Source organism: Methylobacterium pseudosasicola, assembly GCF_900114535.1.
Lineage (GTDB): Bacteria > Pseudomonadota > Alphaproteobacteria > Rhizobiales > Beijerinckiaceae > Methylobacterium > Methylobacterium pseudosasicola.
Map to the genome: position 1 here is coordinate 35,803 of NZ_FOTK01000031.1, position 18,524 is coordinate 54,326.

Here is an 18,524-nt window from a genome sequence, read left to right on the forward strand (position 1 = left end):
GCTCCCCGCCCGATATCGAAAAGGGCACCCTACTGGCTTCAAGGCCGCCATTTGGCGGGCAGGGATGCCTCGCGCAGAGAAGATTGTTCTGCAATTCCAGAGCGCGCCTGCGTTTTCACACAGCCTGGACCCGATGCGGTCGCCAATTATCCATTGGAGGGAGCCCGAAAGCAGACAGTTGCAGCCCCCAAGGTCTGGCGCAGCTATACCAGCGCGTAACCCGCATCCACGCGTTTGATTTTTCCAGTTGTGGCGAGGTGCATCCCGGTCACCCTCAAGCCGTCTACTGCCGCACGGTCGAGGATGCGCCGCCGCGTCGTGATTGCCTCCGCTGGATCGGTGTCCCAGATCACCGTCCAATCCGGATGCGGCATCTGCAGGATCCGCGAGTGGACGATATCGCCCCAGATCAGCAGCCGGTCGGAGCCGTCCGCGATCAAGACGCCCATATGTCCCGGCGTATGACCGGGCAGCGGCAGCGCATGGATACCGGGAGCGAGCTCCGCCTCGCCTGAGATACGCCGGATCCGGCCGGGATAGGCCGCCAGCACCGCCTGTGCGGTCTCGAACATCGGGCTCAACGCCGCGGGAGCGGGGGCTCTGGCGGCCGCGTCCGACCAATAGGCCACCTCACGTTCCTGCAGCACGAGTTCGGCGTTCGCGAACCGAGCGAGGCGGTTCGGCGTCAAGAGGCCGCCGGCATGATCGGCGTGCAGATGGCTGAGCCAGATGGTCTCGACCTCATCCGGCCGCACGCCCTCCGCCGCCAGGGCCGCCGTCACCCGGTCGAAGCCCGGCCCGAGCACGGTGCCGCAACCCGCATCGAGCAGCCAGTGCCGGTCCCCGCGTCGGATCAGGAACGCGTTGACCGGCTCCGGCGATGGGCCCTTCGCCGGAAGACCGGCCCCCTTCAACAGGGCCTGTCCGGCCTGGCTTTCGGCGGCCGGGATCATGCTCGGCTCCAGTGGAAACAGGCCATCGCGCAGCGGCGTCACCGTGAACGCACCGACGCGGTACGGGCCATTCACGGGCGCGGCCATTGCAGGGAGGTGAAATCCCAGCGGGAGCAAGGCGGACGCAGCCAGGAGGTTCCGGCGGGAGAGGTGAAGCGGCATAGTCGGCTCCGTGAAGGGGGGCGGCACCATCCTCCGGATCGTGCCGGGTTCAGACCAGGGAAGTCCTCCTGCGAAAGCCCGGGCATTCTTCCCGTCCGAGTGAGCCATGGCTTGCGCACCCCGACGGTCCCGGTGCCAAATCACAGCCTCGCTTCGAGCCCGGCTGCTTGATCCATGAGCCTGCCCACGCATCTCGGTCTGCGCCTTCTCGTTGTCGCCGCGCTCTGCCTTGCCGGGGCGATCGCATGGGCCGCTTGGGACGCTCGCGCGAGCCTCCGCTGGGAGGCTGCCATGTCGGCAGATCGGATCGCCGGGCAGCTCGCGCGTCAGCCGGGCCTCGGAAGCGGCGGACCAGCGGCCATGCCCGCCAGCGCACCACAGGCGACCCCGGCCATCGTTACGCTCCTGCCGGGCATCTGCGCCGACATTCATCTCGGCGTAGAATTGCCGCGCCGCTTCTGCGGTGACTGGGACGGCCTCGATGCCGCCCCTACGTGGTTCCGCGAAGCTCTCATCGGGGAGGCCGCTGCCGCGCCGACGATCCGGGCGATCGTATATCGCGAGCGGACCATCGGCAGTGTCACAGCATGGCCCGATCCGATGGCATCGGCGGCTCAACTCTGGCGGCGCATGCGCCTCGCGGGCGGACTAGCCCTTGGTGTGGCGGCGGCGACGCTCCTCCTCAATTGGCTCGCCGTGGCGCGCCTGGTCGCACCGGTCGGGCGGATCGTGCATGGGCTGGAAAACCTCGACACGGCCGGCGCCCACCCGCCGCTGCCACGCTTTGCCGCCACAGAGTTCGACCGGATTGCCCGCGCCTGCAACGCCCTCGCCGAACGCCTCGCTTACACTGAGGCCGAGCGCACGGGCTTGATGCAGCGGCTCGTCACGGTTCAGGAGGAAGAACGGCAGGCCCTCGCGCACGACCTGCACGATGCCTTCGGCCAGTGCCTCGCCGCCGTGGGGGCACGCGCCGCAGCGATCGAACTGGCGGCGCCGCCAGAGCGCGACGATCTTCGCGAGGACGCCCAGGGCATCGAAGCCATCGTCGCGACCATGCGGGAGAGCCTGCGGGGAGCCCTGACCCGCCTCGAACTGCCCGATCTCGCCGAGGCCGGATTGGAGGAGGCGCTGCGTGGTCTCGTGGCGGACTGGCGAGGACAACTCAGGTCCGGCCCGACCCTGCATCTCGATATCACGGGCGATCTCACCGGCATGCCCACGAACGTGGCGGCGAGCCTGTATCGGATCGCGCAGGAACTGCTGACGAACGCCTTGCGCCACGGCCGACCGAGCCGGATCTTCCTGCGGCTCGGTCGGTCGGAGGCTGGACCACGAACGGTGACGCTGACGCTCGACGATGACGGCGGGGGCGATCTGTCCCGCACCGTGTCTCACACGGGCCGTGGGCTCGTCGGCATCCGGGCGCGGCTCGCCGCCCTGGGCGGCAGCTTTTCGCTCACCGGCACCGGTTCAGGCATCCGTGCCTGCGCATCTGTGCCAACTGCCGGCTGAGATCGCCCCATGGCCACGACCATCCTGCTCGTCGATGACCATCCCGTCGTGCGTGAGGGCTATCGCCGCCTGATCGAGCGACAGCCGGGTCTGGTCATCGTCGCGGAAGCCGAGAACGCGGCCGAGGCCTATTCCCGATACAAGGCTCACGCGCCCGATCTCGTGATCCTCGACCTGTCGTTGCCCGGCCCGAGCGGCATCGAGGCCATCCGTCATATCCGCCAATGGGATGGGGCCGCCCGCATCGTCGTGTTCAGCATGCGCACCGGGGCGATGATCGCACGCCAAGCCTTCGCCGCCGGGGCGAGCGGGTATGTCAGCAAGGCGAGCCCACCCCGTGAGCTGCTGGCGGCGGTGGCGACCGTGCTCCGCGGCGAGCGGGCGATGAGCGCCGACATCGCCCACTCGATCGCCCAGGACGAGGTGGCTGGCGGGCGCACGGCGCTCTACGACCTCAGCCCGCGGGAGCTCGAAATCCTAAGCCTGACCGTCGGCGGGATGACTGCCCAGGCCGTCGCCGAGACCCTGTGTTTGAGCCTCAAGACGGTGCACAACAACCTCTCGGTGATCCGCGCCACGCTCGGGGCGCGCACCGATGCTCATCTCGTCTGGATCGCGATCGGGGCTGGGCTTGTATCGCCCTCGGAAGAACTCCCGCTGACGGAGCCTTAGGACTTCGTCCGCTTTGACGACCTCTCGACCAGAAGCGGACAGGCAGAGATCCACCCCAAACGGCCATTCGGCTTGCGACCGAGCCTGTAGAAGGATCTTCCTGCGGATACTCTGAGCAGCGCCGGAACAGTCATTCCGGGGGGCAAAACGGCCATCCGGCATGCCTGCATATCCACCCCGTAGTGGATTATTCTACGATTTCGAAAGGCTCCAGCACTTTCACAAAGCCTGCACCCATATCGGACGTATAGGTCAACGCCAGAGCTTCCCGAGAGCGGCCATAAGTCGACCGTCGCTCAGAGCCAGCTCAGGGGGGCAGTGGGCATTTCTAACAGCTATGGTTTGGCGTTGCGCAAGACTCGGGGCGGCTTACTCACATGCACCATGAGCATCGGATCGCCTCCGGCAGGGCCAGCCTAGCGGCCTTCCGGACCGGTCAAGGGCAGCCCGTTATCTTCCTGCATGCCAATGTCTGTGACAGTCGGATGTGGCGCGATCAGATGAAGGCCACCAGTACCAGTGCTGCGGCGATTGCCTACGACCGTCGAGGGTTCGGCAGGACATCAGCGGAGAGCGAAGATTTTTCATCCGTCGCAGACCTCATGGCGGTGATCGAGGCTATGACTGACGGTCAGGCCCCGATCCTCATCGGCTGCTCCCAGGGAGGCAAAATCGCTCTCGATTTCATCCTTCAGCACGCCAGCCGCGTCCGGGGCTTGATCCTTATCGCTCCCAGCGTGGGTGGTGCCCCAGAACCGGTGTATTCGCCGAATGTCAAAGAGCTGATGGTGCGCCTGAAGGATGCCAAGGATGCGGGAGATTTGGATGAAATGAATGCGGTCCAGGCACGTCTCTGGCTGGATGGTCCGTTGGGCTCCGAAGGACGGGTTCAGGGACAGGCGCGTCAGTTGTTCCTCGACATGAACAGCATAGCGCTCCGGTCTCCCCCGATTGGCTCAAATCTCGACACTGCGCCTGTCTTTGACCATTTGAATGAGGTCCGCTCGCCCACGCTCGTCGTTTGGGGCAACCTAGATTTTCCGCACATCCAAGATCGGTGCTGCAAAATCGTAGCGAAAATACCGGGAGCACTGGCTTACGAGATACCCGGCGCTGCACATGTTCCAAGTCTTGAGCAACCGGCAGTGGTCACTGCCGCGATCGTCACGTTTATGCAACGCCTGGTCAGCATTCGCGCAGCATCTGCCTGAAGACCCGCCTGCAGTCAGCTGCATATGAAACGAAGGCATCCGATTCCTACAAATTCTTCTCAGAAGCGGATTGGAAGAAAATCATCTCAAGTGATCGTGTAGTTTCCAGAACCCTTATGTTGGCAGAAGCGACGGTTTCCCCGACAACCAAGACCGGCTGTTTCCGACCTCAGTAGCCATAGACTGGTCATCAAAGCCACTCCTGGATCAGCGCGCGCTTCTACGACCCGCTGAAGTTGGGAGCAGACTACAGGCTAGCATGCCGCACAACGCTGCAACGGCTGCGGCGCCAAAAAGCCAAGCGAAGCCGGTAATAGTGAGGGTCGTGGGCGTCAGGGCGCCGAGCGCGGCGACGCCGAGCGCGAAGCCGGCCTGCCGTGCGATGACGGTCAGGGCCGAGGCCATGCCGCTCGCCTCCGACGGCGCGAGCGCGATCACGGCTCCGGAGAGCTGCGGGTGGGACATTGCGGCTCCGACCCCGATCAACGCCATCCCGGCGAAGGCGGACGCGCGGGCTAATGCCGAGTCCACGAGCGCTGAGAGCGCGAGGGCAGCCCCGCCGATCGCGATCAGCGCCAGCGCCGCCGCAAAGAGCCGTCGCCAGCCCAGGCGCGGCGCGAGGCGACCGCCGAAGGGAGGCACGATGAGCATGGGCAGCGTCGCGGCCAGCATCGCCAGTCCAACCGCCTCGGTGGTCCAGCCGAAGGCGGTGCCCAAGAACAAGGGCAAGTAGACGAGGATGGCCCAGTAGCCGACCGAAACGGCCATCAGCAGGGCCGTCACGCCGATCATCGATCGGCTGGCGAAGATGGCCGTGTCGAGCATTGGCCGCGGCTGCCGGTGTCGACGGACGGCGAACCATGCGACGAACCCGGCGCCCACCACCAGCCCGATCACCATACGGACCGGCGCATGACGAGCTTCCAGGATCGCCTGGATGATCAAGCCGAGTGCGAGGGCCAGGATCGCGACCCCGAGCAAGTCCAGCGGCTTGTCCGTCCTGTCGCGCTTCTCCGCCACGAGGCTAGGCACGAGAAGCGTGATCAGCACGCAGACCGGCAGGTTTGCGAGGAAGATCCATCGCCAGCCCAACCCGGAGCCGATGAGACCGCCAAGGCTCGGCCCCAGCGCCATGGCGACCCCCGATGCCACTCCGGCAATACCGAAGGCGCGCGCCCGCCCTTCCGGTGCCGGAAAGGCCGTGGCGATCGAGGCAAAACCACCGGTCACGAGGAAGGCCGCCGTAGCGCCTTGTGCCGCACGCGCTGCCAGAAATAGCGCGCTGTTCCAGGCTAAGCCGCAGGCAAGGGACGTCACGAGGAACCCGGCGTTACCCATGAGGAGCGTTCGACGGCGGCCAAAGCGGTCGGCCAGGGCGCCCGCCATCAGCAGGGTTGCGGTGAAAGCGATGCTGTAGGCGTCGATGATCCAGGCCCAGCTCGCCACGTGGATGTCGAGGCTCGTGCCGATCGACGGCAGGACGACCACGACCGAGGTCACATCGAAGTTCGTCAGGGCGGCGGCGAGGCCGATCGTGCCTGCGATCAGGCGGGTCCGGCCGTTCCAGGCCTGGTGTTCGGCAGCGTCTTCCATGGCCATGGCATGGGTCAACACTCGGCTCGACGGCAAATGAGCATTGCTCTTCACCGCATGAAGCGCATTAATGCGGTGTGCCCTCAACCTCGCGCCAGATGCCGCCCTTCGCAGGCCTGCTCGCCTTCGAGGCGGTGCTGCGGCACGGCAGCATGACGCTGGCCGGCGACGAACTCGGTCTGACGCAGAGCGCCGTCAGCCACCGGATACGGGCTCTTGAGGACTTCTTCGGCGTCGCCCTGCTCGAACGGCTCAACCCCGGCTTGCGCGTGACCGAGGCAGGCGCGCGGCTGGCCCAGGAACTCAGTCCGCTGCTGGGTACGCTCGCGGGCATGCGGCGGAGGATCGCCGGGCGATCGGGGCCGCGCAGCTTCCGGCTCGGCCTCAGCGCACCGCTGCTGGCCTGGTGGCTGTCGCCCCGCCTGCCCGCCCTTTGCGGTGCCTTCCCAGATCTCTCCGTCGAGGTCGTGACGTGGGACACGGCGGCCGAGGCCGCACGCGCCGTGGTCGATCTCGCCTTGCTGTGGCTGCCGCACCTGAGCAGGAGTGCTGGCGCCTGCGAGTTGCCGTTCCCGATCGAGAGGGTCTTCCCCGTGGCTGCACCGGGACTGCTGGAGACCATCCCTCCGGGGCAGGGCTGGCAGGGACTACCGCTGCTGGCGAAGGGCCGACGGGGCGAGGAGACGGGACCGGAATGGTCCTGGGCAACGTGGCTGCGGGTAGGCCCTGGTCAGGAAGCGATCCGCTTCCGTGACATCGGAAGTTCTCTTCAAGGGGCCGTGGACGGCAACGGCGTGGCCCTGGCGCGTTCGCTCCTTGCAGCGGATGCACTACGACAGCGTCGCTTGGTGCGACTGATTGAGTCGGATGAGGCGCAACCCTGCTCCAAGATGCAGATTGCCCGCTGGCGTGATCCTCAGGACCAGACCGCAGAGCGCATAGCCGGATGGCTCGTTGCATCAGCAGGACAGGCCGTCACCGCGAGCGACCTGATGTCGGTTGGCGCAGATTAGCACGAGGGACTGCAACGCCATCGCGCCAGGTCCGCACAACACTCTTCTCAGACATCACCATGCCCATGCTGATCGCGTTCAGACCATAACAGTGGGGGAGACCATGCTCACCGGCGGATGCTTCTGCGGTGCGGTTCGCTACGAGGCCCGGGCCGCGCCGTTCCACGAGACGATCTGCCATTGCGCCGATTGCCGGCGGATGGTCGGGGCGGCGCAGGTCGCCTGGTTCTCGGTGCCGCGCGCCGCGTTCCGGTTCGTCGCCGGGACGCCCAGCGCGTTCCAATCCAGCTCGGCGGTGCTGCGCCGGTTCTGCGGCACCTGCGGGACTTCCCTGACTTACGAGGTCGATGCCGCCCCGGACGCGATCGACGTGACCATTGCGAGCCTCGACGAACTGGACCAGGTTCCGCCGCGAGACCACACTCGGATGGGCAGCAAGGTGAGCTGGGACCCGGTCGGCGACGGCCTGCCTGCCTTTTCGGGGGCGCGAGACAGCGACAGCCCCTCGGGCTGATCCGGCCGTCTTATAGATGGCGCGGTCCAGGGAGCGCCACGGACCGCGCACCCAGTGTCGGGCACGTCCACGAGGATCAAGCCACGACGAGGCTTGCGGAGCCGGCGCAGGCGGCGCTCAATGGCGAGGCCAGGCCCCAGCGATTGACGGCGGCGTGATCGACCTCCTTTCCGCGCTCCAGGAGCGTCGCCTCACGATCGCGGTCGCGCGACGCGTCGCGCAGGGACCGGGAGGCAGCTTGGACGATCACGGTGGCCTGGACGTGCCGGCCCAGGACGGCGCGGCGCGCGTCTCGCGTCAGCGTCGGCGTTGCGGATCATAGGCCGGCTGAGGCTGGAGCGTCAGGTTCGCCGGCGATGCCTGACGAGGCGTGAAGGCCGGCGTGATCGTGTTTGCGACACGCCCGCGCCTGTCACGCCAGGTCGAACCCGCTCCGCCAGACCCCGGGACCAAACATCGGCCAATGCTCCGGCCGCGGCTCGAAACCCACCGTTAACCTTAATCAGTGATGTGCAAGATTATTAGTGGCTTCGTGCGGACTCTGCCTCCCGCGCTAGGATGACAAATTATGCGGCTGATCGTCGGCACATTGATCGTCTTCGCCTGCGTCTTCGGCAGCTATGCGATGATGGGCGGACACCTGCTCGTCCTTTGGCAGCCGTTCGAGTTCGTCATCATCCTCGGTGCCGCGATCGGGGCCTTCGTCATCGGCAACGTCGGGCCGGTGCTCAAGGCCGTGCCCTCCATGCTGGGGACGCTCGTGAAGGGCCCCAAATACACGCAGAAATCCTATGTCGAGCTGCTGGGGATGCAGTACTCCTTATACAAACTTGCGAAGTCGAAGGGCGCGATGGCGCTCGAGCCGCATATCGAAGATCCGGGCGCGTCGACGCTGTTCAACGCCTTCCCGACCTTTGCAGCGAACCATCACGCGGTCGAGTTCGTCTGCGACTACATGCGGATGGTGACGCTGGGCGCCAACAACGTCTACGAGATCGACGCGCTCATGGATGAGGAACTGCAGACGCACCACCAGGAGCAGGAGCGTGTCGTGTCGGCCATGCAGTCGCTCGCCGATGGTACGCCGGCGCTCGGCATCGTCGCCGCGGTGCTAGGCGTGATCAAGACGATGGGGGCGATCAAAGAGCCGCCGGAGGTGCTGGGCCATCTGATCGGTGGCGCGCTCGTCGGCACCTTCTTCGGCGTCTTCATCGCCTACGGCTTCTTCGGGCCCATGGCACAGTCGCTCAAGAGCCTGTTCGAGGCCGAGTCCAAATACTTCCTGTCCCTCAAGGCGGGTCTGCTCGCCCATATCGGCGGCCAGCCGCCGGTGATGGCGGTCGAATTCGCCCGCAAGTCCCTGATGAGCGACGTCCGCCCGACCTTCAACGAAGTGGAAGCGGCAACCGCCGCTCTCCCCGCCCAGAACTGACCCGGTATCGAGCAGGGATTCGATGACCACGATCATCATCAAGAAGGTCAAGAAGGCCGCTCACGGGCACCACGGCGGGGCCTGGAAGATCGCCTATGCGGACTTCGTGACCGCGATGATGGCGTTCTTCCTGTTGATGTGGCTGATCAGCATGACGACGCAGGAGCAGAAGGTCGGCTTGGCGGAATACTTCGCGCCTTCGGCTTCGAGCCCTGCGACCAGTGGCGCCGGCGGCATGCTGTACGGCACCTCCCTGGACACGTCGGGCAACAAGGCGTCCACGCCCCGCGACGCTGCGCGGGGCTCTGCCGAGCCGGAGGATAGAACGCGCGAGACCAGTCCGGGCCGCACCAGCGAACGCGATGCCAGCCGCCCCGCCGCCAGCGTGCAGGCTGACTTCAGCGCCATAGCCAGCCTCCGGCAGGCGCTCCAGACGCTGCCCGACATTGCCGAGTTGTCGAAGAACATCGTGATCGAGCCGACCAAGGAGGGCGTGAACGTGTCCCTCGTGGACGAGGACGGCCGCTCCATGTTCCGCGAGGGCTCCGTCGATCCCTACGACCGCACCCGTCGCGTGCTGGAGGCGCTCGCGCCCACCCTGCGCAAGCTGCCCAACCGCCTGTCGATCACCGGCCACACGGCCGCCGCGCGCCCGGGCTCGGCGCGGGCCGTCGAACCCTGGAACCTCACGGCCGGGCGTGCGCTCGCCGTGCGCGAGATCCTGTCGGGCGCCGGGGTTCCCAACGACAACTTCATGTCCGTGGTGGGACGCGCCGACACCGAGCCGGTTTTCCCCGACAATCCCTATCTCGCGCCGAACCGACGGGTGACGATCACGCTGCTTCACGCGAACCCGCCGGCGCCCCCGAACATTTTTCGCTGACGCCGCACGCTCCGCGATCAGGGCCGGCCGAATACGAGCCGCAACCTGTCTGAGCGGGCGGGATCCTGACGGGTCGCCGGATCGGCAGGGCGAGCGCCTGGATGACGATCAGGAATCTCTTCCCGAGGCAACTGCGTGAGGCTATTCTCAGCGCAAGAATGCCTCTGGCTGAGACATGTCATGATGAGATTGTTCAAGCGCTCGGTCCTGGCTGAGTAATAGCGCCATGTTTGGGCCAGAGATGGGTTTCTAATACTGCGCGCTTATTTCGATCAACAGACCGTCCAGGCAGTCAATTCGGAAGTGGCGGGCCTTCTCCGTAACCGAGAGGCCTATCCCGATGTCAGCATCGACGTTCTGAGCGGCGCGAATGTCGGGAAGCGCATGAAGATCACGGAGGTGCCGGCGGAGGCCTTCTCCGGTCCGATCAAGATCAACGACCTGTTCCTGAACTCCGATATCGTTCGCGCCTGCACCCTCGACGAAAGGCTTTCCACCATCCTGGGCGAGTTGCTGGATGGCGACCCGATGGTCTGCAATTCGCTGAACTTCATCTACGGAAGCACGCAGGGGGCGCATTACGACAGCTGGTTCATGGCGCCTCCGGTCAAGGACAAGATAGTCGCCGCTTCGATATGCTTGGACGAAAATGCCGAGGATAACGGGCCGGTCTTCCTGTACCCCGGCTCGCACACGATACCGCCGTACATCTTCCCGCACGGCAAGATTGCCAAGCTCGATGCCGATCTCGGCCCCGCCTTGCGCTATGTGGAAGAAACGTCGCGGGATATCGAGCCCGTGACGTTCTACGGGCAGCCCGGCGATGTGTTGATCTGGCACGGGCAGGTTCTCCACGGCGGATCGCCGATCAAGAACCCGTCCCGCACGCGGCGCAGCCTGGTCACGCATTACTGGCGGGCGAAAGATTATCGATCGTCCCTTCGAACGAAGATCACGAAGAACGGCTATGTGATAAAGCGGGCGCATCAAGAAGCGGCCTCTTGAGAGGCGGAACGTCGGATCGCGAACACGTGCCATCGGACAGGGCTCCCGCCCGGTAAGCCGCCGGGCTCACCCCGAGTCGCGTCCGGAAGTGGTGCCGCAGACTGGCCGCCGTGCCGAAGCCGCAGGCGGCCGCGATCTCCGCGATCGGCATCCGTGAGGTGTCCAGGAGATCCCGGGCGCGGTCGAGGCGGGTCGCGACGATCCAGTCGCCCGGGCTCTGGCCGGTCGTGGCTCGAAAGTGGCGATGGAGCGCCCGGGGGCTCAACGCGGCCTCGGCGGCGAGGCGGGCGAGGCTCCACGGCTCGTCCGGGGCGGCGCGGACCCGATCGAGGAGGGCGGCCAGCCGCGAGCCGAGGGCGCGCTCCCGCGGGACCGGCGCCTCGACATACTGCACCTGTCCGCCCTGCCGGTGCGCCGGCAGGACCAGCCGCCGGGCGACGGCGTTGGCGATGGCAGGGCCGTGGTCGCGGCGCACGAGATGCAGGCACAGGTCCAGCCCGGCGGCGCTGCCGGCGGCGGTGAGCAGGCGGCCCCGGTCGACATAGAGCACGTCGGGCACGAAGGTGATGGTCGGGTAGCGGGCGACCAGCGCCTCGGCGTAGCGCCAATGGGTCGTGGCGTCGTGGCCGTCGAGGAGCCCAGCCGCGGCCAGCACGAAGGCGCCGGAGCACAGCGAGACGATCCGGGCACCGGCCGCGTAGGCGGCGCGCAGGGCTTCACAGAGGGATCCGGGCACCGGCGCGTCGACGCCGCGCCAGCCCGGCACGATCACGGTGCCGGCCTCCGTCAACAGGTCGAGCCCGCCATCGACCTCGACGCGCACCCCGCCCACGGCCCGCAGCGGCCCCGGCTCGATGCCCGCAACCGCGAAGCGGTACCAATCTGGCCCCAGTTCCGGCCGGGGCAGGCCGAACACCTCCACGGCGCAGCCGAACTCGAAGGTGCAGAGCCCGTCATAGGCCAGCACCACGACGGGGCGTCGCGCAGCGGGGATCGCGTCGGATTCGGTCGGGTCTGGCACGATCTTGACGCTATGCGGCCGGCCGGCGGCTCACAAGCTCGACGGCAGCGCCGGTAGGTTCGCCTGGCATCGAGACGGGGAGCTTTCTGAGATGGCGAGCTTGGTCACAAACAGTCCGGCGGCGGCGGAGGTCGCGCGGCGCCATTTCGCAGGGCGTCTCGCCCTGGAGACCGATTGCGCCGACGTTCAGGCCAGCCTTGCGGCTGGTACGGCGGATTTCGTGTTGCTCGACGTGCGCGGGCCCGGGGCTTACGCGCGGGGGCACGTCCCGGGAGCGCTCAACCTGCCGCACCGGGACATCACCGAGGCGCGCCTCGCCTCCTGGCCGCGGGAGACGCTGTTCGTGGTCTATTGCGCCGGCCCGCATTGCAACGGCGGCGACCGGGGCGCTCTGCGAATCGCCGAACTCGGGCGCCCGGTGAAGCTGATGCTCGGCGGCGTGGCCGGATGGGCCGACGAGGGCTTTTCGTTCGCCACCGGGCCGGACCCGGGACGCCTCGAAGAATGCTGCGCCGCGTAGCAAGTCCGACGCCTGCCCCTGCCCAGAAATAGGCGTCCCCTTCAATATTCGCATGCGTCTCGACTGATCGATCCCGTGATGTCACACTATTCGATCGGCAGCGCCGGAGGCCGTCCGCTTCGCACAGCCTTTGGCGCCAAGACCGCAAACGGGAAACGCCAGAATGAGCAGCGGGAATCCTGAGATGTCGGCCCCGGCCCCGGTGAAGGGCGGGCTTGTGGCCTACCTGACGGTGGACGGCGCCTTGAAGGCGGCCGAGTTCTACGTCCGCGCCTTCGGGGCCGAGATCGTCACCGCCATGCCGGCCGACGAGCAGGGGCGGACCATGCACGTGCATCTCCACGTGAACGGCTCGTCGCTGATGCTGAGCGACGCCTTCCCGGAGCACGGCCATCCGTTGCAGGCGCCGCAGGGGTTCACCCTGATGCTGATGGTCGAGGGCATCGACGCCCGCTACGCCCAGGCCGTCGCGGCGGGCGCCACCGCGCTGATGGAGCCGGCCGAGATGTTCTGGGGCGACCGCTACGGCCAGCTGCGCGATCCGTTCGGGATCGTCTGGGCGATGAACCAGGGCAAGCGCTGACCGCCCCAGCCCCCTCCGCACCCCCTGATACCGAGCGCGACCATGACCGACACGAACGGGCGGGACCTCGTCCTCACGCGCATCATCGCCGCATCCCCGGCCGCGCTCTACCGGGCCTGGACCGAACCGGACCTGCTGAAGCAGTGGTTCGCGCCGAAACCCTTCACGGTTTCGGAGGTCGAGACCGACCTGCGGCCCGGGGGCGCCACCCGGATCGTCATGCGCGGCCCCGACGGCACCGAATTCCCGAGCGCGGGCATCTATCTCGAGCTCATCGAGAACGCCCGCATCGTCTTCACGGACGCCTATGTGCGGGCCTGGGAGCCCTCGGCGAAGCCGTTCTTCACCGGCATCATCACATTCGAGCCCGAGGGTGAGGCCACCCGCTACACCGCGCGCGTGCGGCACTGGTCGGAAGAGGACCGCGCCGCGCACGAGGCCATGGGCTTCCACGACGGCTGGGGTCGCTGCGCCGATCAGCTCGCGGCACTCGCCGCTACCCTGTAGCCCCAATACCGGCCACACGGAGCGCCCGCCATGTCTAAGGTCAGCACCTGCCTGTGGTTCGCCGGCGACGGCGAGGCGGCGGTCCGCTTCTACGTCTCGCTCGTGCCCGGCTCCAGCCTCGGACAGATCCTGCGGGCGCCGGGGCCCTGGCCCGGGGGCGAGCCCGGCGACGTGATCCTGATCACCTTCACCCTCGGCGGCCAGAGCTTCCAGGCGCTGAACGGCGGCACGCCGGCCGAGTACGGTACCGCCGCATCGATTGCCGTCGCCTGCGCCGACCAAGCCGAAATCGACCGCCTTTGGGACGCCCTGATCGCGGAGGGCGGGACGGAGATCATGTGCGGCTGGCTGCGTGACCGCTGGGGGGTGCCCTGGCAGATCGTTCCGGACCTGCTGCCGCGCCTGCTCGCCGACCCCGATCCCGCTGTGGCGGCCCGGGTGTTCGTGGCCATGCAGGACATGGTCAAGCTCGACGTCGCGGCGCTCGAAGCCGCCGCCTACGCCGCGTCGTAGCGCGTCCGCTGGGTGCGGGCGTCGCGGGCCGTCACGGTGACGTGGCCGGCCTCCTCCAGAGCGGCGACGGCGCGGAGCACCAGGGCGTGCTCCACTGCGAAGGTGCGGGCGAAGGCGCGGCTGTCGCCGGGCAGGCCGAGATCGAGAGCCGCCAGCAGCCCCGCCTCCAGTGCATCGATCCCTGGATGGGCCGCCGTGATGCGGTCGAGAGCGGCGACGAACGCCGCCTCGTCGAGAGCCTGATCCACAGGGAGACTCACGCCGCCGCGCGGGCCTCCAGCGAGACCAGCACCGATTTCGAGGTCGGCGTGTCGCTCTTCTCACCGAAGGTCGAGAGCGGCACCAGCACGTTCAGCTCCGGGTAGTAGCCGGCCACCGCCCCCCGGGGCATGTCGAACGGCACCAGCCGGAAATCCTCGGCCCGGCGGGTCACGCCGTCGGCGTGCAGCCCGACGATGTCGACCCGCTCGCCGAGCCGGTCGCGGATTTCGGCCAGATCGTCGGGATGGGCGAACAGCACCTTCCGCTCGCCGTAGACGCCGCGGTAGCGGTCATCGAGGCCGTAGATCGTGGTGTTGTACTGGTCGTGGCTGCGGAAGGTCTGCAGCACGAACGTGTTCCGCGACTTCTTCGCGACCTGGTGCTCGGTCTCGGCCGGCAGGGCGTCGGCGGAGAAGTTGGCCCGGCCGGAGGCGGTCTCGAACACCCGCTCGGCGGCGAGGTTGCGCAGCATGAAGCCGCGCGGTTTGCGCACCCGGGTGTTGTACTCGGAGAAGCCCGGGATCGTGGCGGCGATGGCCTCGCGGATCCGATCGTAATCGGCCGCGAGCCCGGCCCAGTCGATCGCGGCCGAGCCGACGGTGGCCTGGGCGATGCCGGCGATGATCGCGATCTCGGAGCGCAGTTCCTTCGAGGCCGGCTTGTTGATGCCGCCCGAGCCGTGGACCATGCTCATCGAATCCTCGACGGTCACGATCTGGGTCTTGCCGGCGGCGTTCCGGTCGATCTCGGTGCGGCCCATGCAGGGCAGCAGGTAGCCGATCGCGCCCGGCACCAGATGGGCGTGGTTGAGCTTGGTCGCGATGTGCACGGTGAGGCGGCAGGAGGCGAGCGCCTGCGCCACCACGGGGGTATCCGGCGTCGCGCGTAGAAAATTACCGCCGAGGCCGATGAAAGCCTTGGACGTGCCGTCGCGCATCGCCCGGATCGCCGCCAGGACGTTGTGGCCGTGCTTGCGCGGCATGGCGAGGCCGAAATGCCGCTCCAGCGAATCCAGGAAAGCCGCCGACGGGCGCTCGTTGATGCCGACCGTGCGGTCACCTTGGACGTTGGAATGGCCGCGCACGGGGCACAGGCCGGCGCCGGGCCGGCCGATATGGCCGCGCAGGAACAGCAGGTTGGCGATCTCGCGCACGGTCGCCACCGAATGGCGGTGCTGGGTCACGCCCATGGCCCAGGTGGCGATCACCCGCTGCGCGCCGAGATAGACATCCGCCATGGCGGCGATGTCGTCGTAGGTCAGGCCCGACTGGTCGAGGATCGCATCCCAGCTCGTCGCCTCCACGGCGGCGCGATAGGCGTCGAGCCCGGCGGTGTGGTGCTCCAGAAAGGCGCGGTCGAGGAGCGACGGCCGGCCGGCCGCGATCGCCTCGGCATCGCGGGCAAAGACGATCTTGGCGATGCCCCGGAAGGCGGCCATGTCGCCGCCGGAGCGCGGCTGGAGATAGTGGCTGGCGATCGGCTGGCTCGAGCCGCGCAGCATCTCGACGGTGTTCTGCGGATCGGCGAAGCGCTCCAGCCCGCGCTCGCGCACGGGGTTCAACACCACGATCTGGGCGCCGCGCTCGGCCGCCCGACGCAGGTCGCCGAGCATGCGCGGATGGTTGGTGCCGGGATTCTGGCCGACGCAGAAGATCGCGTCCGCCTTCTCGAAATCCTCCAGCAGGACCGTGCCCTTGCCGATACCGATGGCGTCGATCAGTGCGACGCCGCTGGCCTCGTGGCACATGTTCGAGCAGTCGGGGAAGTTGTTGGTCCCGTAGGCCCGGGCGAACAGCTGGTAGAGATAGGCGGCCTCGTTCGAGGCGCGGCCGGAGGTGTAGAATTCGGCCTGGTCCGGATGGTCGAGGCCGCGCAGCGTCGCGCCGATCTCGGCGAAGGCCTCGTCCCAGCTCACCGGCAGGTAGCGGTCGCTCGCGGCATCGTAGCGCATCGGGTGGGTGAGGCGGCCCTCGCCCTCCAGGGCGTAGTCGCTCCAGCCCCGCAGCTCGGTCAGCGTGTGGCGGGCGAAGAAGCTGGGCGGCGTGCGCTTGTCGGTGGCCTCCCAGGAGACCGCCTTCACGCCGTTCTCGCAGAACTCGAAGGACGAGCCGTGCTCCGGGTCGCCCCAGGCGCAGCCCGGGCAATCGAACCCGTCCGGCTGGTTGGCCTTCAGCAGGGCGCGCGCGCCCGACAGCGGCGCGCGCGAGCCGAGCAGGTGCTTGCCGCAACTCTTCAGCGCACCCCAGCCGCCGGCGGCGGATGAGCGCTTCGGAGCCCCGTCAGACTGGGCCATGGACGATCCTGGATGTTCTCTGAAAGCGAGATCGGCTCGCCAATTCGCAACCGCGAGATAAGCGGCTTGACGGGCCCCTCACAATGGAGGGCGCGTGCAGGCCCCTCATGCGCGGGGCACAGGCTAAGTCACCGCTTGCGAAAGTCTTTCTCAATTGGCGGGTGAAACGCACGGTTGCGATCGGACGGGGTCGCCGAAAGCTCGATTCCGATCCGTCATTGCGAGCGAAGCGAAGCAACCTAGGGATACGCTACGTTCGGGACTTGCGCGCCGCACTGGGTTGCTTCGCTGCGCTCGCAATGACGGCGAGCGGGTGGGAAGAGCCCGAACGAACGGCCCTCACGCCGCGCGGGCGAGCGCCTCCGCGTCGCGGCCGACGACCTGGCTCAGCGCGGAGGCGCCCTCCGCCGCCATGCGCTGCAGCAGGCCGGCCTTGATGCGATCCATAAGACCCGGCCCGTCATAGACCAGCGCCGAGTAGAGCTGGATCAGGCTCGCCCCGGCCAGAATCTTGGTCCAGGCAGCCTCGGCGGAATCGACGCCGCCAACGCCCACCAAGGGCAGCCTGTCCACGACCCGGAGCCGGGTCTGCGCCAGCATCCGGGTCGCCGGCCCGAACAGCGGCCGGCCGGAGAGGCCGCCGGTCTCGCGGGCAAGGCTTTTCTCCTGCAGGCTCTCCGGCCGGGCGACCGTGGTGTTCGAGACCACCAGCGCCTGGACGCCGCGCTTCAGCGCCGTGGCACAGATCGCGTCGAGGGCATCGAGGGCCAGGTCGGGAGCGATCTTCAGGAACACCGCGGCCTTGGCGCCGGTCGCGTCCCGGGCCTCGACCGTGCGGGCGAGCAGCTCGTCCAGGAAGGCCTCGCCCTGGAGGTCGCGCAGGCCCAGCGTGTTGGGCGAGGAGACGTTGACGGTGACGAAATCGACCAGCGGCGCCAGGGTTCGGGTGCAGGCGACGTAATCGGCCAGCCGGTCGGTGGATTCCTTGTTCGCCCCGATATTGACCCCAACGATGCCGGGCCGTCCCGCCCGGGCCCGGAGTCGCCCGGCCACCACGTCCAACCCCTCGCTGTTGAGGCCGTAGCGGTTGATCACGGCCCGGTCGGCGGCGAGGCGGAAGGCCCGCGGTTGCGGGTTGCCCGGCTGGGGCCGCGGCACCACGCCGCCGACCTCCACGAAGCCGAAGCCGAGGCCGAGCATCGCGTCCGGCACCCGGGCGCCCTTGTCGAAACCGGCCGCGAGGCCGACCGGGTTGGGAAACCGCCGCCCGAGCAGATCGACGGCCAACCGTGGATCGTCGGCGGCGGGCTTGCCCGGCGGCAGCAGCGACAGGGCACGCAGGGTCAGGTCATGGGCGCGCTCGGCGTCGAGCCGGTGCAGCAGCGGGCGGACCAGCGGGAAGGCGGCGGCGATCATGCGCGCGGGATCCCGGCGGGCAGGACATGCTGCCCATCCTGGCCCAGAGGCATCGCCTCCACCGATGCTACCGCCGTAAGCGGCAGGTCGCCGTAGAGATGCGGGAACAGGGCGCCGCCGCGCGAGGGCTCGTAGACCAGGGCCGAGCCCAGGCTCTCGGCCTCGACGGCGATCAGCAGCAGGTCGTCCTGGCCGGCGAAGTGACGGGACGCCGTCTCGGCGGTCTGCTCGGCGGTGGAGAAGTGGATGAAGCCGTCCGCATAATCGACTGGCGCACCCGTGAACCGGCCCACCGCCTCGGCCTCGCGCCAAAGGGCACGCGGACAGATCTTGTAGATGAGCGGCATCGTCATTCCCCGGGGATCGGCGCGTCCATAGCCCATCGCCCCGGGGACCGGAACCAGGGCGGATGGAGTGTGTCGGCCGAGGGCTTCTCTTGGCCTTTCAACCTGCAGTC

18 protein-coding genes and 2 pseudogenes are annotated in these 18,524 nt (G+C 67.9%); 12 read left to right on the top strand and 8 right to left on the bottom strand.

Annotated features, from left to right (window positions below; translation table 11 throughout):
- Positions 1–203: 203 nt before the first annotated feature.
- Entirely contained in the window at positions 204–1,115 is a 912-nt protein-coding gene (locus tag BM228_RS24235; RefSeq protein WP_092044660.1) for an MBL fold metallo-hydrolase, read from the bottom strand.
- A gap of 174 nt (positions 1,116–1,289) precedes the next feature.
- Here BM228_RS24235 and BM228_RS24240 point away from each other — a divergent pair, with 174 nt between their 5' ends.
- The 3 genes from BM228_RS24240 to BM228_RS24250 all read left to right on the top strand — a co-directional run bounded on the left by BM228_RS24240 (position 1,290) and on the right by BM228_RS24250 (position 4,513).
- On the top strand, positions 1,290–2,630 hold the full coding sequence (locus BM228_RS24240; protein ID WP_092044615.1) for a histidine kinase: 1,341 nt from the start codon (positions 1,290–1,292) through the stop codon (positions 2,628–2,630).
- Between the two features lie 9 nt (positions 2,631–2,639).
- Positions 2,640–3,302, top strand: coding sequence for a response regulator transcription factor (locus BM228_RS24245; protein ID WP_092044617.1), 663 nt, complete (start codon positions 2,640–2,642; stop codon positions 3,300–3,302).
- A gap of 377 nt (positions 3,303–3,679) precedes the next feature.
- Complete coding sequence (locus BM228_RS24250; RefSeq protein ID WP_092044618.1) at positions 3,680–4,513, top strand: alpha/beta fold hydrolase; 834 nt, start codon at positions 3,680–3,682, stop codon at positions 4,511–4,513.
- Positions 4,514–4,720: 207 nt separating this feature from the next.
- Here the strand turns inward: BM228_RS24250 and BM228_RS24255 are convergent, their stop codons facing one another.
- A complete protein-coding gene (locus tag BM228_RS24255; protein ID WP_139234177.1) occupies positions 4,721–6,124 on the bottom strand; it encodes an MFS transporter in 1,404 nt (467 codons plus the stop codon).
- An 80-nt stretch (positions 6,125–6,204) separates the two neighbouring features.
- On the opposite strand from BM228_RS24255, the gene BM228_RS24260 reads away from it, so the two are divergent.
- Both BM228_RS24260 and BM228_RS24265 read left to right on the top strand, forming a co-directional pair.
- Positions 6,205–7,119, top strand: coding sequence for a LysR family transcriptional regulator (locus tag BM228_RS24260; RefSeq protein WP_139234178.1), 915 nt, complete (start codon positions 6,205–6,207; stop codon positions 7,117–7,119).
- Between the two features lie 103 nt (positions 7,120–7,222).
- Positions 7,223–7,633 (top strand): GFA family protein, encoded by a 411-nt coding sequence (locus tag BM228_RS24265; RefSeq protein ID WP_092044623.1) that lies wholly within the window; start codon positions 7,223–7,225, stop codon positions 7,631–7,633.
- 9 nt (positions 7,634–7,642) lie between these two features.
- On the opposite strand, the pseudogene BM228_RS35505 reads toward BM228_RS24265, so the two are convergent.
- Positions 7,643–7,934, bottom strand: a pseudogene (locus tag BM228_RS35505) (IS6 family transposase); the annotation flags it as partial.
- A gap of 267 nt (positions 7,935–8,201) precedes the next feature.
- Here BM228_RS35505 and motA point away from each other — a divergent pair.
- The 3 genes and pseudogenes from motA to BM228_RS24280 all read left to right on the top strand — a co-directional run.
- The gene (motA, locus tag BM228_RS24270; protein WP_092044624.1) at positions 8,202–9,065 is read left to right on the top strand and encodes a flagellar motor stator protein MotA; all 864 of its coding nucleotides are present in this window, start codon (positions 8,202–8,204) and stop codon (positions 9,063–9,065) included.
- Between the two features lie 22 nt (positions 9,066–9,087).
- Positions 9,088–9,948, top strand: a complete 861-nt coding sequence (locus BM228_RS24275) for a flagellar motor protein MotB (protein WP_092044626.1) — start codon at positions 9,088–9,090, stop codon at positions 9,946–9,948.
- 246 nt (positions 9,949–10,194) lie between these two features.
- Positions 10,195–10,953 (top strand): annotated as a pseudogene (locus tag BM228_RS24280) (phytanoyl-CoA dioxygenase family protein); the annotation flags it as partial.
- Here BM228_RS24280 and ftrA read toward each other — a convergent pair.
- The gene (ftrA, locus tag BM228_RS24285; RefSeq protein WP_208612088.1) at positions 10,901–11,974 is read right to left on the bottom strand and encodes a transcriptional regulator FtrA; all 1,074 of its coding nucleotides are present in this window, start codon (positions 11,972–11,974) and stop codon (positions 10,901–10,903) included. The pseudogene BM228_RS24280 and the gene ftrA overlap by 53 nt on opposite strands.
- Positions 11,975–12,065: 91 nt before the next feature.
- Between ftrA and BM228_RS24290 the strand changes: the two genes are divergently transcribed.
- From BM228_RS24290 to BM228_RS24305, 4 genes are all read left to right on the top strand, one after another.
- Positions 12,066–12,494 (top strand): rhodanese-like domain-containing protein, encoded by a 429-nt coding sequence (locus tag BM228_RS24290; RefSeq protein WP_092044630.1) that lies wholly within the window; start codon positions 12,066–12,068, stop codon positions 12,492–12,494.
- Between the two features lie 163 nt (positions 12,495–12,657).
- On the top strand, positions 12,658–13,077 hold the full coding sequence (locus tag BM228_RS24295) for a VOC family protein (protein WP_092044632.1): 420 nt from the start codon (positions 12,658–12,660) through the stop codon (positions 13,075–13,077).
- A gap of 42 nt (positions 13,078–13,119) precedes the next feature.
- Positions 13,120–13,584: an SRPBCC family protein gene (locus BM228_RS24300; protein WP_092044633.1), complete on the top strand. Its 465-nt coding sequence runs from the start codon at positions 13,120–13,122 to the stop codon at positions 13,582–13,584.
- Between the two features lie 30 nt (positions 13,585–13,614).
- Positions 13,615–14,097 carry a VOC family protein gene (locus BM228_RS24305; protein ID WP_092044635.1) on the top strand — a complete coding sequence of 161 codons (483 nt, stop codon included), beginning with the start codon at positions 13,615–13,617 and terminating at the stop codon, positions 14,095–14,097.
- On the opposite strand, the gene BM228_RS24310 is transcribed toward BM228_RS24305, so the two are convergent.
- The 4 genes from BM228_RS24310 to BM228_RS24325 all read right to left on the bottom strand — a co-directional run bounded on the left by BM228_RS24310 (position 14,082) and on the right by BM228_RS24325 (position 18,414).
- A complete protein-coding gene (locus BM228_RS24310) occupies positions 14,082–14,357 on the bottom strand; it encodes a hypothetical protein (RefSeq protein ID WP_425284988.1) in 276 nt (91 codons plus the stop codon). The genes BM228_RS24305 and BM228_RS24310 overlap by 16 nt on opposite strands.
- On the bottom strand, positions 14,354–16,651 hold the full coding sequence (locus tag BM228_RS24315) for an FdhF/YdeP family oxidoreductase (protein WP_092044638.1): 2,298 nt from the start codon (positions 16,649–16,651) through the stop codon (positions 14,354–14,356). Before BM228_RS24315 ends, BM228_RS24310 begins: the two co-directional genes overlap by 4 nt.
- Before the next feature lie 339 nt (positions 16,652–16,990).
- Complete coding sequence (locus BM228_RS24320) at positions 16,991–18,067, bottom strand: quinone-dependent dihydroorotate dehydrogenase (protein ID WP_092044640.1); 1,077 nt, start codon at positions 18,065–18,067, stop codon at positions 16,991–16,993.
- Entirely contained in the window at positions 18,064–18,414 is a 351-nt protein-coding gene (locus tag BM228_RS24325; RefSeq protein WP_092044663.1) for a DUF952 domain-containing protein, read from the bottom strand. The genes BM228_RS24320 and BM228_RS24325 overlap by 4 nt, the downstream gene beginning before the upstream one ends.
- Positions 18,415–18,524: the final 110 nt, after the last annotated feature.

What these genes read in the sequence shown, in the direction of transcription:
- BM228_RS24235 (WP_092044660.1), bottom strand. Translation starts at nt 1,115, where the DNA reads ATGCCGCTTCACCTCTCCCGCCGGAACCTCCTGGCTGCGTCCGCCTTG.
- BM228_RS24240 (WP_092044615.1), top strand. Translation starts at nt 1,290, where the DNA reads ATGAGCCTGCCCACGCATCTCGGTCTGCGCCTTCTCGTTGTCGCCGCG.
- BM228_RS24245 (WP_092044617.1), top strand. Translation starts at nt 2,640, where the DNA reads ATGGCCACGACCATCCTGCTCGTCGATGACCATCCCGTCGTGCGTGAG.
- BM228_RS24250 (WP_092044618.1), top strand. Translation starts at nt 3,680, where the DNA reads ATGCACCATGAGCATCGGATCGCCTCCGGCAGGGCCAGCCTAGCGGCC.
- BM228_RS24260 (WP_139234178.1), top strand. Translation starts at nt 6,205, where the DNA reads ATGCCGCCCTTCGCAGGCCTGCTCGCCTTCGAGGCGGTGCTGCGGCAC.
- BM228_RS24265 (WP_092044623.1), top strand. Translation starts at nt 7,223, where the DNA reads ATGCTCACCGGCGGATGCTTCTGCGGTGCGGTTCGCTACGAGGCCCGG.
- motA (WP_092044624.1), top strand. Translation starts at nt 8,202, where the DNA reads ATGCGGCTGATCGTCGGCACATTGATCGTCTTCGCCTGCGTCTTCGGC.
- BM228_RS24275 (WP_092044626.1), top strand. Translation starts at nt 9,088, where the DNA reads ATGACCACGATCATCATCAAGAAGGTCAAGAAGGCCGCTCACGGGCAC.
- BM228_RS24290 (WP_092044630.1), top strand. Translation starts at nt 12,066, where the DNA reads ATGGCGAGCTTGGTCACAAACAGTCCGGCGGCGGCGGAGGTCGCGCGG.
- BM228_RS24295 (WP_092044632.1), top strand. Translation starts at nt 12,658, where the DNA reads ATGAGCAGCGGGAATCCTGAGATGTCGGCCCCGGCCCCGGTGAAGGGC.
- BM228_RS24300 (WP_092044633.1), top strand. Translation starts at nt 13,120, where the DNA reads ATGACCGACACGAACGGGCGGGACCTCGTCCTCACGCGCATCATCGCC.
- BM228_RS24305 (WP_092044635.1), top strand. Translation starts at nt 13,615, where the DNA reads ATGTCTAAGGTCAGCACCTGCCTGTGGTTCGCCGGCGACGGCGAGGCG.
- BM228_RS24315 (WP_092044638.1), bottom strand. Translation starts at nt 16,651, where the DNA reads ATGGCCCAGTCTGACGGGGCTCCGAAGCGCTCATCCGCCGCCGGCGGC.
- BM228_RS24320 (WP_092044640.1), bottom strand. Translation starts at nt 18,067, where the DNA reads ATGATCGCCGCCGCCTTCCCGCTGGTCCGCCCGCTGCTGCACCGGCTC.
- BM228_RS24325 (WP_092044663.1), bottom strand. Translation starts at nt 18,414, where the DNA reads ATGCCGCTCATCTACAAGATCTGTCCGCGTGCCCTTTGGCGCGAGGCC.